11 protein-coding genes are annotated in these 18,213 nt (G+C 43.8%); 9 read left to right on the top strand and 2 right to left on the bottom strand.

Going from position 1 to position 18,213, the window contains the following annotated elements:
- Positions 1–6 precede the first annotated feature (6 nt).
- The 9 genes from EOD41_RS11835 to EOD41_RS11795 all read left to right on the top strand — a co-directional run bounded on the left by EOD41_RS11835 (position 7) and on the right by EOD41_RS11795 (position 15,331).
- Positions 7–1,821, top strand: a complete 1,815-nt coding sequence (locus EOD41_RS11835; RefSeq protein WP_127705088.1) for a RagB/SusD family nutrient uptake outer membrane protein — start codon at positions 7–9, stop codon at positions 1,819–1,821.
- Positions 1,822–1,850: 29 nt separating this feature from the next.
- On the top strand, positions 1,851–3,095 hold the full coding sequence (locus EOD41_RS11830) for an alkaline phosphatase family protein (RefSeq protein WP_127705086.1): 1,245 nt from the start codon (positions 1,851–1,853) through the stop codon (positions 3,093–3,095).
- Positions 3,096–3,362 (top strand): CBU_0592 family membrane protein, encoded by a 267-nt coding sequence (locus EOD41_RS11825; RefSeq protein WP_127705084.1) that lies wholly within the window; start codon positions 3,096–3,098, stop codon positions 3,360–3,362.
- Positions 3,363–3,378: 16 nt separating this feature from the next.
- Positions 3,379–4,272: a metallophosphoesterase gene (locus EOD41_RS11820; RefSeq protein WP_127705082.1), complete on the top strand. Its 894-nt coding sequence runs from the start codon at positions 3,379–3,381 to the stop codon at positions 4,270–4,272.
- 521 nt (positions 4,273–4,793) lie between these two features.
- On the top strand, positions 4,794–7,928 hold the full coding sequence (locus EOD41_RS11815) for a SusC/RagA family TonB-linked outer membrane protein (protein ID WP_127705080.1): 3,135 nt from the start codon (positions 4,794–4,796) through the stop codon (positions 7,926–7,928).
- A gap of 19 nt (positions 7,929–7,947) precedes the next feature.
- Positions 7,948–9,756: a RagB/SusD family nutrient uptake outer membrane protein gene (locus EOD41_RS11810; RefSeq protein WP_127705077.1), complete on the top strand. Its 1,809-nt coding sequence runs from the start codon at positions 7,948–7,950 to the stop codon at positions 9,754–9,756.
- Between the two features lie 62 nt (positions 9,757–9,818).
- On the top strand, positions 9,819–11,426 hold the full coding sequence (locus EOD41_RS11805) for an endo-1,3-alpha-glucanase family glycosylhydrolase (RefSeq protein WP_127705074.1): 1,608 nt from the start codon (positions 9,819–9,821) through the stop codon (positions 11,424–11,426).
- A gap of 21 nt (positions 11,427–11,447) precedes the next feature.
- Positions 11,448–13,583 (top strand): glycoside hydrolase family 97 protein, encoded by a 2,136-nt coding sequence (locus tag EOD41_RS11800; RefSeq protein ID WP_127705072.1) that lies wholly within the window; start codon positions 11,448–11,450, stop codon positions 13,581–13,583.
- 146 nt (positions 13,584–13,729) lie between these two features.
- Positions 13,730–15,331 (top strand): DUF6377 domain-containing protein, encoded by a 1,602-nt coding sequence (locus EOD41_RS11795; protein ID WP_240663364.1) that lies wholly within the window; start codon positions 13,730–13,732, stop codon positions 15,329–15,331.
- Between the two features lie 2 nt (positions 15,332–15,333).
- Here the strand turns inward: EOD41_RS11795 and EOD41_RS11790 are convergent, their stop codons facing one another.
- Positions 15,334–17,076, bottom strand: a complete 1,743-nt coding sequence (locus tag EOD41_RS11790) for an ATP-binding protein (protein ID WP_127705070.1) — start codon at positions 17,074–17,076, stop codon at positions 15,334–15,336.
- Entirely contained in the window at positions 17,073–18,206 is a 1,134-nt protein-coding gene (locus tag EOD41_RS11785; protein WP_127705067.1) for a sensor protein KdpD, read from the bottom strand. The genes EOD41_RS11790 and EOD41_RS11785 overlap by 4 nt, the downstream gene beginning before the upstream one ends.
- Between the last annotated feature and the right edge of the window lie 7 nt (positions 18,207–18,213).

Genomic DNA, 18,213 nt, shown 5'->3' with positions numbered 1-18,213 from the left:
CAAATCATGAAACATATCAATAAATATATCGCAGGTATAGCCATTGCGGCATTAAGTTTATCAGCCTGTAAAAAAGATTTTTTAGACCGGCAGTCACAAACTGCTATAGGCGACGGTTTCTTTTTCAATAACGAAAAAGACCTGCAGCTTTATACTAATGGTCTGTATAACTTTCCGGGTTGGGGTATTTATAACGATGACCGTTCAACCGATAATGCCGGCACAACAGGCGCAACCGAAATAAAAAATATAATGATCGGCAATCCCAGCGCCTCTACAATTCTTTCGGGTTGGGACTGGGGACAACTGCGCCGGGCCAACTATTTTCTTGAAAATTTCAGAAAAGCACCAGTATCTGAAGACGTATTAAATCACTATGAAGGTGTAGCACGTTTTTTTAGGGCGATGTTTTACATTGGTAAAGTAAAAAGATACTCAGATGTGCCATGGTATGATAAAACCATGAACGTTGACGATACCGAACTACTAATGAAGCCCCGCGATCCGCGCGCCTTTGTGGTTGACAAGATAATGGAAGACCTGGCCTTTGCCGCTGAGCATGTGAACCTGACAGGCGTTAGCGGAACCCTTAATGACGGAAGCATAAACCGCTGGATAGTTAAAGCATACCAGGCAAAATTTGCCTTGTATGAAGGCACATATCGTAAATATCATTCAGAATTAAATCTTGCAGGCACCGCCAATACCTTTTTGCAACTGGCACGCGATGTCTCAAAAGAGATTATTGATGGTGGCAAATATGCCGTGTACAATACAGGTAACCCTGATGTTGATTATCTGAATTTGTTTAATCAGGAGGATCTTTCAGGAAATAAAGAGGCGATGTTAACAACCTTTAGCCAAAACGGATTACGTAACAGCGGTTGGAGCGAAACAGTATTTGGTAACTACGAGGTGTTTCCAACCAAAGACCTACTGCAGGATTACCTGATGGAAGATGGTTCTTATTATACCAGTCAGTCTAACTACAATACCTTCTCATTTGTAAAAGAGTTTGAAAACCGTGATCCTCGCCTTAGTCAAACCTATGCCTACCCGGGTTTTGTATTACTTAACGTAGGTACTTATTCACAAGGCGGAGGTTTATATGTGCAGCAACTGGCCAAAAACTTCAGCGGTTATCACCAAATAAAAGGTTTTGTAAACGACCCAAGCGATGCCGTACAGCAAAATTTGGACGTACCGGTATTGCGTTATGCCGAAATACTGTTGGCGTTTGCCGAGGCCAAAGCCGAACTGGGCGAACTAACCCAGAGCGATCTGGACATAAGCGTTAACCTGTTGCGCGACAGGGTAGGTATGGTACACATGACGGTTAACCCGCCGCTTGACCCAGTACAAAATGCAAAATATCCTATGGCAAGCTCATCACAAAAGTCAGTTTTACTTGAAATACGCCGAGAAAGAAGGATAGAACTGGCACTTGAAGGTTACCGTTTCGACGACTTGATGCGCTGGAATGCCGGTAAGCTGCTTGAAAAAGAGCAGGAAGGTATATATTTCTCAGGCTTAGGTAAGCATGATCTTACAGGTGACGGCGTAGGCGATATTATCCTGCTGCCTAACAGCGAATCAATACCTGCGGTAAAAGAGAAAAACGAATTGGGAGTAGAGTACAGGTACTACCGTGCCGGCAGTTTTGGTCAGGATGCAGGTGTATTCCTGAAAAATGGTACATCAGGTACTGTACAAACCATAGCTGACAACGGCACCTTCCAGGAACCAAAGTACTACTATCGCCCTATACCGCAAAACCAGGTACAACTTAACCCCAACCTTAAACAAATATTCGGCTGGTAACTAAAGCATTCACCTTAAAACATATAAACATGAAATTGAAACAAATTATATCTGTTGCCACGCTGGTATGTGTAACAGGTTTTGCTATGGCGCAACAAAAGAAAGCAGTATTTATAATTATTGATGGTGTTTCAAAAGACGTTATTGAGAAACTGCCAACACCAAACTTGCATGCTATAGCAAAAGAGGGCGCGCTTTTAAGTGCTTACCAGGGTGGTGAAGTGAAAAAGTATAACGAAACGCCAACAATTTCGGCACCGGGATACAACAACGTGTTAACCGGCGTTTGGTATAACAAACATAACGTGCCCGATAACGAGATAGCCGCGCCAAATTATCATTATCCAACTATTTTCCGTTTGTTTAAAAATCAGTATCCCAATAAAAAAACAGCGGTATTTTCAAGCTGGGAAGATAACCGTACCAAACTGGTAGGCGATGGCCTGCCGCAAACTAAAAATATCAAGATAGATTACCATTTTGACGGTTTGGAAAATGATACGGTTAATTTCAAACACGATAAAGAGCGTACTTTTATGGCACGTATAGATCAGGCTGTGACAGATGAAGCTGCAAAGCAGATCTCAACCAATGCTCCGGATCTTTCATGGGTGTACCTTGAGTTTACTGATGATATGGGTCACATGTATGGTGACAGTCCCCAATTTTATGATGCTGTACAGGCTGCGGATAAAAGGGTAGGCCAGATATGGGAAGCCATAAAAGTTAGAAAAGAAAAGTATAACGAAGACTGGCTGATCGTTATCACTACCGATCACGGCCGCAGCCCTAAAAACGGTAAGGGTCATGGCGGGCAATCAGACCGTGAAAGGGCTTCATGGATAGTTACAAATGCTAAACCCAACACTTATGCCTCATCAGGCCAAAGCAGTGTGGTTGACATTTTGCCAACCATTGCACGCTTTTTAGAGGTAAAACTTACTACCGATGAACAACGTGAGTTAGACGGCTTTCCGCTTACGGGTAACGTATCGCTTGTTCAACCGGAGGCTGTTAAAACAGCTAACAAACTTGCTGTAACCTGGAAACCGGTTAATAATGACGGTAAGGTAAAAGTATGGCTTGCAAGCACTAACAATTATAACAAAACAGGTGAGTATGATAAGTACACACTTGTTGGCGAAGCACCAGTTAAAGACGGAAAATTTGATATAGATTTGGGCAAACAACCCGCATCAAACATTTATAAGATTGTATTAGAAGGTAAGTACAATACAGCCAACCGTTGGGTGGTAAGTAACATTAAACAATAAATGCACCCGATAGCTGAAAAGATATTATCTGATATTATAGGCTGGATTGGTGCACTATTGTTTTTTGTGTCGTATCTGCTGTTGATTATAAAAACATGGAAAGCTACCTCGGTTGCTTTTCATGTTTGTAATATACTTGGTGGCTTTTTTGTAGGCTTAAGCGCTTTATACGACCGTTCGTATCCATCAGCAATTATCAATATTATTTGGGGGCTTATAGCAGTGTACGGCTTGTACACCGACAAATTGAAGCAAATTTTACCCTGATTTAGCTGCCTATTAAATGAAACGAAGAAATTTTCTTACAGGCTCTGTGGCGGCTGCTACCATGGCAGTGTTACCTGCATCTGCCATACCTCCGATAAAAATCAAAAAGCCGGTTTTAACTGTAGCGCATATTACCGATGTGCATATTCACGACAAGGAGGACGCGCCTGCACGTGCAACAAGATATCTTAAAAAGGTGATGGAAAATAAAGATATCGACTTTATCCTTAACGGTGGCGACTCGATATTTGATGCATCATATGACAATGTTACCCGTGATATGGTTACTGCACAATGGACTATCTGGGACGAATTTATCAAACATGCGCCACTTGAAGTATACAGCTGTATAGGCAATCACGACCCATGGTGGAAAGCGCCATCACAAAACGATGAAATGTATGGCAAACCCTACGTGGTAAAACGCTTGAAGATACCGAACCGGTACTATTCATTCAGCAAAAAAGGCTGGCACTTTATTGTGCTCGACGGCAATAACGAAGGTATAAAGCTTGACACCGAACAAATGGAATGGCTTAAAGCCGAACTGACTAAATTAAAGACCAATACACCTGTAATACTGATGTCGCACTACCCAATGCTTTCGTCTACTTGTATATGGAGTGGTGGCGGGCATGGCGATTATAAAGAGCTGAAAGCGCTATTTTATCAGCATAAAGATAAAGTACGTATGTGGCTGAGCGGACACCAGCACCTGCGCGATAGTGTTACGTATAATGGCGTAACCTATTTATGTAACGGAGCCATAAGCGGCTACTGGTGGGGAACAGGGGATAAAGAATCGGCTGGGAAATATTATTACCAGGAAACACCTCCCGGCTATGCTCTGTTAAAGCTTTATGATGATGGGGCTATAGAGAACGAATACATTCCGTTAGACATGGTATAATAGATCAAGTTAATGTCCCGGATACGTTGACTAGTTTTTTTAATCTATAATTCTTCTGCATGCAGCAATACCTTTAAGTGTTGCTGTTTTGCTTTCTATAACAAGGCATTTGTTCGTCTTCAAGCAACTACTAAACTCCTTCTTAAGCCGGTTTAGTGCTTATACCCCGTTTATATTTTTATTATACATATAAATTTTAAGATTCTGTTAATCAGTGCCTTGTATTTTATATTTACACTTTCCCGTTTATATTATTTTTTCTGTGCTTGATGCAGGTAGTTTTTAGTTGTCTCTTTGATTTGTGATTCGCGGCTGTCCATGCCTCGTCACTTATGAACCCAATTGTACCTAATTTCTTGATCCATGAAAACGCTTAATAAATGTTTTTTATTGGCCGGATGTTTCGATGCATGCTATTGGTATGCCATCTATTTAAACTCCGGTCATCTGCTATCCGGCTAGCATCTTTCTTACCCAAACACCAATTATCAATAAACAAACCAAGCCAAAACTTAAACATTATGAATAAAAAACTGCTACTTAAACAATTGTTGCTGTGCCAATTATTGCTGCTGCTTTGCGACTTCGCATTTGGGCAGGCAACTATAAACGGCGTTATTACCGACGACCAGGGATTACCCCTTCCCGGCGTTACGGTTGCCGTGAAAGGTACCCAACGCGGTACTAATACCGATATAAACGGCGCTTATTCAATCAGTGCTGCAAGCCAGGAAATACTTACCTTTTCAATGGTTGGCTACCTGACGCAAGAACTTCAGGTGGGCAACCAAACCACTATTAATATAAAACTACAGGATGCAGTGCAAACACTTAACGAAGTAGTGGTGGTTGGTTACGGCACACAACGCCGCCGCGACCTTACCGGTTCAGTAGCCTCTGTAAAGGGTGACGTGTTCAAAAATCAACCCATAACCAATCCTACTGAAGCTTTGCAGGGCCGTGTTGCCGGGGTGGACATCATTAAAAGTTCAGGTGCGCCCGATGCACGTCCGGCCATTATTATCCGCGGTTTATCATCACTAAATCAGCCTGCTCCCTTGTACATTGTGGATGGAGTACGTGCGGCCGATGGTAATAACATTAATGTGCAGGATATTGAATCAATTGAGGTACTGAAAGATGCCAGTTCGGCAGCCATTTACGGTTCGGCAGCAGCTGGCGGCGTTATCCTGATCACTACAAAAAAAGGTATTGGCTTAACACAACCGGTTATCAATTTTAACGCACGTTATGGTAAATCAACCCCAAAAACAATTAAACTTTTAGATAAAGATGAATTTATCAGGCTGCAAAACATCATTAACCCCACAATATTTCAGGGTGCCGATCAACTTGATACGCTTGCAAACACTGATTGGACAGACGTGCTGTACCGCGATGCTTACGAGAACAACTATAACCTATCGGTAAATGGTTCAACACCGGTGGTTAATTATCTTGTTTCGGGCTTTTACAACAAGCAGCAGGGTGTGTACATCCGCAATTTTTCTGATATCTACGGCGGACGTGTAAACACCGATTTCAAGTTGGGCAAGTACATAAAAATTGGGGAGCAGGTGGCAGTATCGCAACGCCGCACCTCACCGCCGATAGGGGTAGAAGCACAGTTGCATAATGCGCCGTTCCGGTCTATTCCAATTATTCCATTGTATAACAGTAATGGGGGTTATGGTACCACACCTACTGGATATTCAGGCCTTTCATTTGCCGGTCCTAACCCCTTCGGTGCGGTAAACTCTGCCGATGTTGAAAACTTCAAAAACAATTTTCAGGGTAACGTTTATGCTGAAGTTGCCTTACCGCTGCACCTGAGTTTCCGCACTACATTTGGTTACAACTACTACCACGAAACGCAAGACTATTTTCAGGATGTATTCAACTTTGGCGCGGTAGCCAATCCCAACAACTCGCTGAACAAACAGTCGATAGCCAGTTCGCAGGTATTAAGCAACTATGTGCTTAATTACAACCAAACTTTTGGCAAACACAACATCAGCGCTACAGCAGGTTACGAACAAATAACAGGAAAATACAACAACATCAACGTTACCGAAAGTAATATCGGTTTGCCGGGTTACTCGTTCGTGCAAACTTCCTCCACGGGTTTTTCGGTAAACGGTGCAACTGACAATAACGCGCTGATAAAATCATATTTCGGCCGGGTAAACTACAACTTTAATAGCAAATATTACCTGTCAGGTTCATTAAGGCAGGATGCTAACTTTACTGTGTTCGGACCGAACAAACAGAAAGGTGTGTTCCCGGCGGCGTCTGCAGGCTGGACAATTTCCGAAGAGCCTTTCTTTAAGGAAGCCGCGCCCTTTGTAAGCAACCTGAAACTTCGCGGCAGCTACGGCGAACTGGGAAATAGCAATATTGGCGTTTACCGATATCTGGCCAGCTACCGTTCATTTGCTGATATTAGCGGCAATGGTTCTGTAAATGGGCAAAACTTTTTTCCTGAAACCGACCTATTATTAGGTATTACTTATAGTGCTATACCTAATCCAAACCTGCACTGGGAAACTGTAAAGGAAACAAATATCGGTATTGATGCTAACTTGTTCAATGACAAACTGTATTTCACCATTGAGTGGTATAATAAGAAAACAGTTGACATGCTGTATGCGCTGCCATTGTCGCTAAGTTCCGGCATCACTGAACCATACCTTACAAACGTAGGCTCGGTAAGCAGTAAGGGTATTGATGTATTGATAGGTTATCGGGGCAATGCCGGTAAACTGGGCTTTGACGTAAGCGTAACCGCGGGCTTCAACCGCAACAAAGTGCTTAGCCTGAGTGGCAGTGCCACCGGCGCGTTGTATGACGGTTATAACTATTACAGTAATGGTGATATCGGCTTTAACATGATGCCTAATCAAACCATCACCATAAGTAAAGCTGGCTTGCCATTCGGTTCGTTTTACGGCTACAAGGCTTTGGGGATTTTTCAAACGGATGCCGAAGCTGCCAACCAAACAGTTAACGGCAACGTTGCCAAAGCCGGTGACCTTCATTTTGAAGACCTTGACGGCAACAAAATCATAAATGATGCCGACAGGCAGGTGATAGGTAACCCTAATCCTAAAATGGTTTACGGTATCAATATCCGCCTTAATTACAAAGGTTTTGACGCGGCATTGCTATTCAATGGCATTGCCGGTGTTGATTTGTTTAACGGTGTAAAAGCCTATAGCCAATCGCGCTTTTCCGATGGTAACAGTACCAGCGACATATTTAATGCGTCATTCTTGGGTGATAACGGGTTGACTGATCAGCCACGCATAGGTCGAGCAAATGCAGGTGGTGGTTTTACTATGGACCCCAACGGAAACTACACCACCGTTAACAGTTATTTCGTTGAAAGCGGCAGCTATTTAAAATTGAAAAACCTGCAGATAGGCTACACCTTTTCGGGCAGTGAATTTTTCAGGAAGGTTGGCGTGAAGAGCGCAAGGGTGTTTGTAATGGGTAATAACCTGCTAACGTTCACCAAGTACAGCGGCCTTGATCCAGAACTGGCCAGTGCGTTCTCGGCAGGTGGTTACCCCGGCCCGACGACACGGGGCATCGACGCGGTTTCGCAATATCCCCAAACACGCATTTATTCAGCCGGTATTGATTTCAACTTTTAAATTTTAATCTACACAAGAAATGAAAATATTTAAAATATATATACCCGTGCTGATAGTGATTTTAGCCGCGGGTTGCCGAAAAGACCCCAAACTGGTGGCACCTACAGATGTTTATCCAACAAACGGATATCCAAAAACGATTAGCGATTTGCAAAGTGTACTGGTACCTGCATATTCAAACTTTCGCAGCGTAGGCTTATGGGGATTTGAGCTTATGCCGAAGGTTCTGGCCAATTCAACCCACACTGCTAATGCCGTTTACGGCGGCGACCAGGCCTGGAACGAAATGACCAACAACAACCTGAGCATAAGCAACAACTACGTGTCGCGCGTATGGGCGTCATTGTACACCGGTGTAAAAAACTGTAACGTGGTGCTAAATGCTGCCGACTTTTTTGAGCAGAATTACGCTACCGACAACGATAAAGCTATGATTGACCGCATACGCGGACAGGCCTACTTTCTACGGGCGTTTTATTACTTTCAGTTAGAATGTTTTTACGGCGAAGCGTATATAAAAGCAGGTGGCGCTAATGGTGATAAAAAAGGTGTACCGTTGTACGGAAAGTTCCCTGCCGATTTAGAAAGCACCCAGATAGGACGTTCAACAACCCGCGAAACATGGGATTTAATAGAAGGCGATCTTCAAAAAGCTGCCGAGCTCCTGGATGGCGTAAACTGGACAGGTAACGACCAGGGCCGTGTTACCGAATGGGCCGCTAAAGCCCTACTTGGTAAGGCTTATGTATTTACCGAAGACTGGGCTAATGCCAAAACCGTGTTACTTGATGTGATACAGAACAGCGGTAAAACGTTGATGTCTTATGAAAAATACAAAGATTCATTTATAGGGAACAAAGCCAGCGAATTTAATGAAGAATCTTTATTTGAACTTAATATTGATGGTGATAGTAAAGGCAACTACGGTCCCTGGGGTAATACACCTAATGCAACCAATTTGCCGGGCGTTGTGTGGGCGCCATGGTCGTTAGGCGGTAACGGTACCGAAGCTGACGGCTTTCCGCTGGGCTATGATAACGAATCGATACACGACCAGAATGTGAAACGGTTTGGATATCCGCTGGGGTATTACAATATAGTTGACAATCCTGATTTCGATGCGAGTAAACCTGCAAGCTACCGCAACCCTGAAAAGGTGATGGATCCCGCCTACAAAGCTGCCGCGCTGGCTGTACGTGCGAACAAAACAGCCGATCCTCGCCTTTTTGTGAGCACATTGCAGCCCTGGCTTGATTCGGTTAGGTTTGATGGCGCTAACTGGGCGCCGGTATCAAAGCCAAGGTATTTGATTGGCCAGCAGCAATATGGTTTTAGCTTCCGGAAGGGTGCTAATATTTTATGGAACCTGAACGCTCATCCGGAGCAGCCGAACAATATTTATTTTTTACGTCTGGCTGATGTGTACCTCTTGTATGCCGAAGCCGCAAAAGGCTCGGGTGATAACACTACCGCGGTTGAATATCTGAACAAAGTAAAACGCCGCGCGTATGGTTATCCTGTAGACGCGCCATCACCTGTTGATTATACCTCATTAACAGACAATACTGTTGCGATTGACGACCCGGTGCTGGGCAACAACCCGCTTTACTACGAACGCTGGGCCGAACTGTTTAACGAAGGCCATTGGTGGTTTGATGTTTGCCGCTGGCGAATAGGCCCTTCAGAAGCGGCATACTATGGCACTGCCCTGAACGTCGGTGGCGCGCCGTTTACTTTTAACGAGAGCAAATCATACTCATGGCCTATACCATTGGGTGAGTTTAACTCGAACGCGGCCATTGCTGGTCAGCAAAATCCTAATTATTAATTTACTAATACAGCGCAAGGCCTTCAAAAGGCTTTGCGCTGTTTAATACATCAGCTATACGTATGCTTTTACATCGCTTTAGCGTAAGAAAATCGTTTTGCATTGTAGCGACGTGCATGGGCTTGCCTATCGTATCGTGCGCGCAGTTGGAATTAAAAAATCTGCCTGAGTATAGCCTGCCGTTAACTAACCAAAAGCTGGTGATAGCCCATAATATGACGGGTATTATCCGTTATAAGGGGCATGAACTTGAGGATAGCGCTAACCCTAAGTATTATAAACCAACCGGCAACATTTCGGCACCATTGGGCGGACTGACTCAGGTGAATGTGATGGCTGATAGCCTGCTAAGCAACGCTACGCTTGACGAAGCGGTGGAATTTGAAATGCGCGCGGCCTTACGGTCGGGGATAGATGGGTTCCAGTTTTATTATATACTGGGGCTGAAAAGCTGGGACGACATCATTAAGGCATATTTTCGTGTGGCTGATAAAAAGAATATTCCTTTCAAATTTACTTTCTGCATATCGCATCCTGATGGTCGTACTGAGGCTGATAAAATTGAAGAATTTGCACAGCGCATAAATGGGATTATGGATGAAGTTGGGCATGATAACCCGCATTGGTTACGCACGCCTGATGGCCGGTTAATTGTTTATATGTGGAACGGCGAAGGATTGGCTGACATCCCGAAGGATAAAAAAGAACTGCCTGATGCTTATTATATAGCCCGTGCTTATAAACGTTTGGCCGATAAGGTAAATGAGCGTTTTGCCTGTGTGTTTTCCATTAACGAACAGATTAGCAAAAGCAAACTTAATAGTTATCTCGATTATTTCCCCGCAACATGGATATGGACGCTGGCTTATAACAAAGATTACATTGGCTCTATGGTAGCCGATGCTTGCCTGGCACGCGGGCGGACATTTACGGGTTCGGTATTTGGGGATTTCTATACTTCGAAATTACTTAGAAAAGGCACCTGGAATATGTATCATCGTGTTGATGAAGCGGTGGCCGATGGAATTAAAAAAGTGGAGCGGCGGTATGTAGTAACCGGCTTGTCGTACAACTTCCGCAAACTGCTGGAGTTTGGTATCAGCAGGGATGTGCCCATCATCAATATTATTACCTGGAACGATTATCCCGAAGGGCATCATTTGGCACCTGAGGTAAATCATAATTACGGGTTTTCAGTACTGCTCAATCATTATAAGAATGTTTGGAAGCAAAAAAGTACAGTGCCTAAAGATATCGCGATAACATTCTTTAAAAAGTATCAGCATAAAGTAAAGCCTGACCCATTTAACATTCCCGTGGTACAATTTGAACCCGGTGCTGTGCCTGAAAAATTTGAGGATTCAATAGATGTGGTCACCTTACTGCCCTCACCGGCAACACTGAAAGTAAACGGGCAGGAAAAACCTGTAAGCGCGGGTTTGCAATCTTCAAAGTTTCCATCAAAACCGGGCGCTGTCGAAGTAAGCGTTGTGCGCGATGGCAAGCAAACCTTGCATTTTATAACACCCGAATGGATAACCGACAGGCCGTACCGTACCGACAGATTAACCTACGTGTACAGCAGCGAAGATGCCACGTACCACAAAGACATTTTTTGCGACGTGCCGGCCGTACAATCAACCGAATACAACAAGCAAGCGAAACAGTGACAGCCGAATAATATCTTATACATGAAAAAAATACACCTACTCTTAATCCTTCTTTCAGTTTTTACAGAAGCCTTTACACAGGATAAAGTCCCTGCCGTGACAATGGGCAACGTAACCTTGCAATTTGAAATTACACCCGACGGTGTGCCGGGTTACAGTGTGAGTTATGCTGGCAAGCCGGTTATCAAACCATCACAACTGGGTTTTGTGCTATCCGGGAATGATGCTTTTAACAAGGGTTTCAAAATCACCGGTATCAATACAAAAGCTGTTGACGAAAACTGGAGACCTGTTTGGGGTGAGGTAAGCAGTATTCGTAACAACTACAAACAGCTTACCGTGCATTTACAGCAGGAAGGCGGCAGGATGCTGGACATTGTTTTTCGTGTATTTGCCGATGGGGTGGGTTTCAGGTATGAGTTCCCTAAACAGCCGGGCTTAAAATATTTTATTGTTACCGATGAGTTAACTGAATTTACCATGGCTGGTGACCATAAAACGTTTTGGATTCCGGGTGATTACGACAGCAACGAATACAAGTACAGCACATCAAAAATCAGCCAGATAAATAACATCAAAGTGGTTACCGACGCTACCGATATAGCCGTTAGGGTTGCGCCTGATAAATATGCTGTGCAAACCCCGCTAATGATGAAAAGCGCCGACGGCTTGTACATCAACATACACGAAGCGGCCTTAATAAATTATAGTAGTATGCAATTGCATACCGATACGGCATTGTACAAATTTACCTCGTCGCTGGTGCCCGATGCAGTAGGCAACAAAGCGTATCTTCACGCACCGTTCAATACGCCATGGCGAACCATTATTGTCAGCAACAAAGCGGTGGATGTGCTGGCATCAAAAATAATATTGAACCTTAACGAACCATCAGCGATAGCCAATACTGAGTGGATAAAACCGATGAAATTTGTGGGTGTGTGGTGGGAAATGCAAACCGGCAAGGGTACCTGGAGCTATGCTACAAGTGTAGATGATATAAATGCCGACGGCTCACTTAAACCAAGCGGTGCACACAGCGCCAACACGGCCAATGTAAAAAGGTATATTGACTTTGCGTCGGCCAACGGTATTGGCGGCGTACTGGTTGAAGGTTGGAATACCGGCTGGGAGGACTGGTTTGGCAACTGGAAAGAAAACGTGTTCGACTTTGTTACCCCATATCCCGATTTTGACGTGGCCGAACTAAACCACTACGCAGCTTCAAAGGGCGTAAAGATGATTATGCATAACGAAACCTCGGGTTCGGCAACCAATTATGAAAGGCAACTGGATACGGCGTTTAAGTTCATGAACCAATACGGCTATCCGGCAGTAAAAACGGGTTATGTAGGTCGTATTATCCCACGTGGCGAACATCACGACGGGCAATGGATGGCTAACCATTATTTGCGTGTAATACAAAAAGCGGCAGAACGTCATGTATCTGTCGACGCGCACGAGCCTATGCGCCCAACGGGATTACATCGTACCTATCCAAATTTTATGGCATCAGAAGCAGGCCGGGGTAACGAGTACAACGCCTTTAGCAACGGCAACCCGCCCGAGCATGAAACCATTTTACCTTTTACCCGCTTAATGGGCGGTCCGATGGATTATACGCCCGGGATATTCAAGCTGAAAGGCTATGCGCCTGGCTTACCCGACAGGCAGGTATATACTACATTAGCGAAGCAACTGGCGCTGTATGTAACACTGTATACTCCGCTGCAAATGGTGGCCGATTTGCCTGAAAACTACGCCCTGCACATGGATGCCTTTAAGTTTATTAAGGACGTACCTGTCGACTGGGAAGACACCCGCATTATTGAAGCTGAACCGGGCGATTACCTCACCATTGCCCGCAAAGGAAAAGGCACTAACGATTGGTTTATTGGTGCCATCACCGATGAAAATGCGAGGGCGTCAACCATCCCGCTTGATTTTTTGCCTAAAGGACAAACCTATAAGGCAACCATATATGCCGACGCTGAAGGAACAAGCTATAAGGATAAGCCGGAAAAATATGTGATAAAACAGTATGCCGTGAAGAGCGGCACCAAGTTGCGTGTAAAACTGGGGCAGGGCGGGGGGGCGGCCATCAGTTTAACACCCGTCACTAAAGATGAACTTAAATGGTTAATTAAGTATAAATAGTGAGTATTGCTATTAAGGAAGCTGTGTAAACAGCTTCTTTTTTGCTTTAAGGGCTATTTAATTTTACCTGATGATTTTTTAATTTGCCTGTATCTACCCAATCAAAACTATAAACCTGTACGCCTGAACAAAGTATTCTGTATCATATGAAAAAATTAGCATTACTTGCTTTTGCCATATTATATTGCATTGCCGCCAAAGCGCAAGATTATTCTAACCGACTAACTGAACTCAATAAAGTAATTGAACAAAAAGGTGTTTTTGATTCCGCACGGATAAAACGCATACGTGTATTGCAACAAAAATTTGACGGCATACCCGCAGGCAACCTGCCGGCACAGTACAATACCTGCTTGAATTTGTATAATGAGTACAAAACCTTTAATTACGAGAAGTCGTTTGAGTACGCCTTGAAACTACAGGATTTGGGGCACAGGCTGGGTGATTCGGCCAAAGTATCTTACGGAAAAGTAAAATTGGGTTTTATACTACTGTCGTCAGGTATGTTTAAAGAGACGTTTGAACTGCTGGAAAGTGTAAACGTAAAACTGCTGCCTGATACCGCGAAAACAGAGTACTACTTTTTAAACGCCCGTACTTTTTATGATTTGGCTGATTATGATAATGACAAGCATTACTCACGCATGTACAACAACCGGGCAAGCAGTTATATTGATTCGGGGTTGACCCTTTGCAAGGCCGATTCGTACCTGTATCTATATTTCGATGGTTTGCGGATGCTGAAGGCAGGCAACATGAACGAAGCTGCCGATAACCTGAACCGTTTGTTAAACAGTTACAAACTTACCGACCATGAACTGGCCGTTACAGCATCAACGCTGAGCGATATCTACATACAAACCCAACAAATTGATAAGGCAATTAACCTGCTTATAACCGCTGCCATGGCCGATATCCGCTCGTCGACAAAAGAAACGGCTGCTGCTATTAATCTTGCCCAGTTGCTGCACAAACGCGGCGATGTTAAAAATGCCTATGTGTACACCCGCCAGGCTATGGACGATGCCAGTTATTACGGCGCACGCCAGCGTAAAATGCAGGTGAGTACGGTGCTGCCCATTATTGCCAACGAAAAAATCAATTACCTCGAATTTCAAAAAAACGCGCTGGTGTTTTATGGTTCATTGCTAACACTGCTGGCGCTGGTGATTATCATTTTCGCAGTAATTATCTACAAACAACTTAAAAAACTGCGCATTGCCGATAAAAAGATAATGGAAGCCAACCATCAGCAGCAAATAATTATTGATAAGCTGAACGAAGCCGAAACTATTAAGGAAGAATATATAGGCTACTATTTTAACCTGATTGCAGTGTACATCAACAAGCTGGAAAAATTCAAGATGTCTATTGAAAATAAGATCCTAACCAAGAAATTCGACGAGATACGCCCGCTGATAAACAGTATCAATTTACGTAAAGAACGTGAAGAACTATTCATCATCTTTGATAAAGTGTTTCTGAAGATATTCCCCAATTTTGTAGACGAATTCAACTCCTATTTTAACCGCGAAGATCAGGTAAAGCTGCTGCCTAATCAACTGTTAAATACCGAACTGCGCATATTCGCGCTGGTACGGTTAGGTATTGTTGATCCGGAAAAAATAGCCGGGATACTGGAGTATTCACTTAACACTATATACAACTACAAAACGCGCATCAAAAACCGGTCGAACATACCGAACGAGGAATTTGAAAAGGTAATAATGAAGATAAAGGCGGTGTAACATCAGCGTTGCACCGGTAAGTTAAAATAAAACCTGCTGCCTTCGCCAATGGCGCTTTCAACGCCTATGCTGCCGTTTTGCGCCTCAATAAAATCTTTTGATATGGCAAGTCCCAACCCCGAACCGGCTTTGTTATTACCGTCTGTAGGTACTCTAAAATACCGTTCAAATAATTTTTGCCTGTACTGCTCGTCAATCCCTTTACCAAAATCGCGCACCGAAAACTCAACCGTGCTATTTATAACTGTTGTTTTGATGATAATCTTTGATCGCTCAGGACTATAGCGCAGCGCGTTAGACAGGAAGTTAATAAGTACCCATGCAGTTTTCTCAATGTCGGCATTTACTTTTGGCATGTCGTCACTACCTATAACTTCCAACTGAATATGTTTTTGTTCAGCCTGAAATTGTACGGCGTTTACCGCATAGTTAATGATCTCATTGGGATTGGCAGGAACAAAATTAAGCTGTATGTTACCCGTTTCCACTTGTGACAGGTCGAGCAGTTCGCCGGTGATTTTCAGCAAACGGCTACTGTCTTCTTTAATCTGTTCAACCAGTCCGGCCTGTTCGCTGTTCAATTTGCCTACGCGCTCATCTGTAAGCAATTTCAGGCTCATTTTTATAGCCGATATAGGTGTTTTTAACTCGTGCGATACCGTTGCTATGAAATTAGTCTTCGCTTCGTCAAGCTCCTTAAAAGTGGTGATGTTTTTTAATATAATTACTTCACCCGCTGAGCGACCAGTTCTAATCACCGAACTTTCTACCGGCTTTTCATAGTTTGGGATAATAATCTCACTTTTTTCCAACTGAAAGTATGATTCTTTACCATCTGCATAAATTTTAAGCGGCTTATCGGCTGGGCCTGCTTTGATGATATGCCCCAGCAGATCGTTTTTGGTGCTAAGTTCCTTGAGGCTCATACCGCTTGCCTGCAGGTTGTTCAGGTTTAAGATGCTTGCTGCTACAGTATTGATAAACAGTATTTCTTCCTTCTCGTTTATGCCAATAATCGCATCCTGCATCTGCTCAATAATAGCCTCGATACGCTTCTTTTCAGACATAATGTTGGCCAGGTTGCTGCTCTCCCAGTCATTAAGCTTTGCTGCCATCTGGTTAAAGGCGTTGGCCACTTCGGCAAACTCATCGTTATTACTAAACTCTAGCCGCTGCCCGTAGTTGCCCTTGCTTATCTCTTTTATACCGTTAAGCAATTGCCTTAGCGGATTCGCCACAAAGCCCGGGAAATTTACGCAGAACGAAAACAGTATCAAAAAAGTAATAGTACCAGCGAATCCCAGTAACATCACGGCCTGCTTAACCGAATTTTGTGCCGTAATGTTTTTGCGCACAATAGCGCGCATATTTACATCATCAATATTTTGCAGGCGACGGCGTACTTCCCTCTCAGCGTCAGGTTTGTTTTGTGCCGATGTTAATAAAGTAAATGCCTTTCGCAGCGCAACCACTTCATTTTGCTCGCCGTGCTCCGTAATATTAACTTCTTCCTTTATCAAGGAGTTTTCAAACGTTTTAAAAGCACTATTGCTTAACGGCAGCGGTTGCTCGTCAAGCACCTTACGCATTTCACGGGTATAGCGAAGGCTTTCGTAATTGTCCTTCAGTATTATCTCGGCACTTTTTGATATCTCATTGATATAAAACAATGACAGCGCCCCGAAAAACAGCACCACCGCAAATAAAAAGCCGAAGCCCAGGCGAAGTTTAGTTTTAATTTTCATGATAGTATAACCAAATCAGTTTCCGTTGCGGCTATTTTGCGTAAAAGCTGGTTAAATATAGCTGTTCGCAATATCACCTGGAATAAATTTATGTGCGGTTTGCCAATACAAATGGTGCTTACTTCACGCTCTTCGGCCACCTGCATAATGGTTTGGGCAATACTGTCGCTTTTTACTTTCAGTACTTCGGCGCCAAGTTCTGTTGCCAGTTTAAAGTTATTAATTAGATGGCGTTGTTTATTAAGCTTAATCCTGTCCATACTTTCGCCGCTACTTTGCACATAAAGTACTATCCATGTCGAACGGTAATACGATGCCAGTCGTGCCGTTTTGCGTATCACTACCTTTGCCGTACCCGCGTTTGACGATATGCAGGCCAAAAACTTTTCAGGCCTCAGCTTTATCTGCTTGGGCAATTCAATATCGATTTTACGTTCAACATGGTGGGCTACCTCTTTCAGCGCCAGTTCGCGTAACTGTAATATCTTATCGCTTTGAAAAAAGTTCCCTAAAGCACGCTGTATCTTTGTAGTGTCGTATATCTTTCCTTCTTTAAGGCGGGTTATCAGTTCATCGGCAGTAAGGTCTATGTTCACTATCTCATCGGCTGTTTCCAGTATTTTGTCAGGAATTCTTTCGCTAACGCTGATGCCGGTTATCTTCTCAATCTCTTCATTCAGGCTTTCCAGATGCTGGATATTAACCGCCGAAATTACGCTGATACCCGCGTCCAGTATATCCATCACATCCTGCCAGCGTTTGGTGTTCTGGCTGCCTTCTATATTGGTGTGGGCAAGCTCATCAACAATAACTACCTCGGGATGGCGCGAGATAATGGCAGGCACATCCATTTCTTCCAGTTCTTTGCCTTTGTAAAACAGCTTGCGGCGCGGGATAAGCGGCAACCCGGCAAGCAGCGCGTGGGTTTCGGCGCGGTTATGCGTTTCGATATAACCTATTTGTATGCCGATACCGTTGCGCAGCAGGGCATGGGCTTCCTGCAGCATACGGTATGTTTTGCCCACGCCCGCGCTCATGCCCAGGTAAACCTTGAATTTTCCCCGCCTGGATTTTTTAACCAGGTCGAGGAATTTCTTAACAGAGTTTTCTTTTGACTCGTCTGCCGCCATTGATTAT

Source organism: Mucilaginibacter limnophilus, from assembly GCF_004005815.1.
In the GTDB taxonomy this organism is placed as follows: Bacteria; Bacteroidota; Bacteroidia; order Sphingobacteriales; family Sphingobacteriaceae; genus Mucilaginibacter; species Mucilaginibacter limnophilus.
This window is presented reverse-complemented; position numbering and strand designations above follow the sequence as displayed.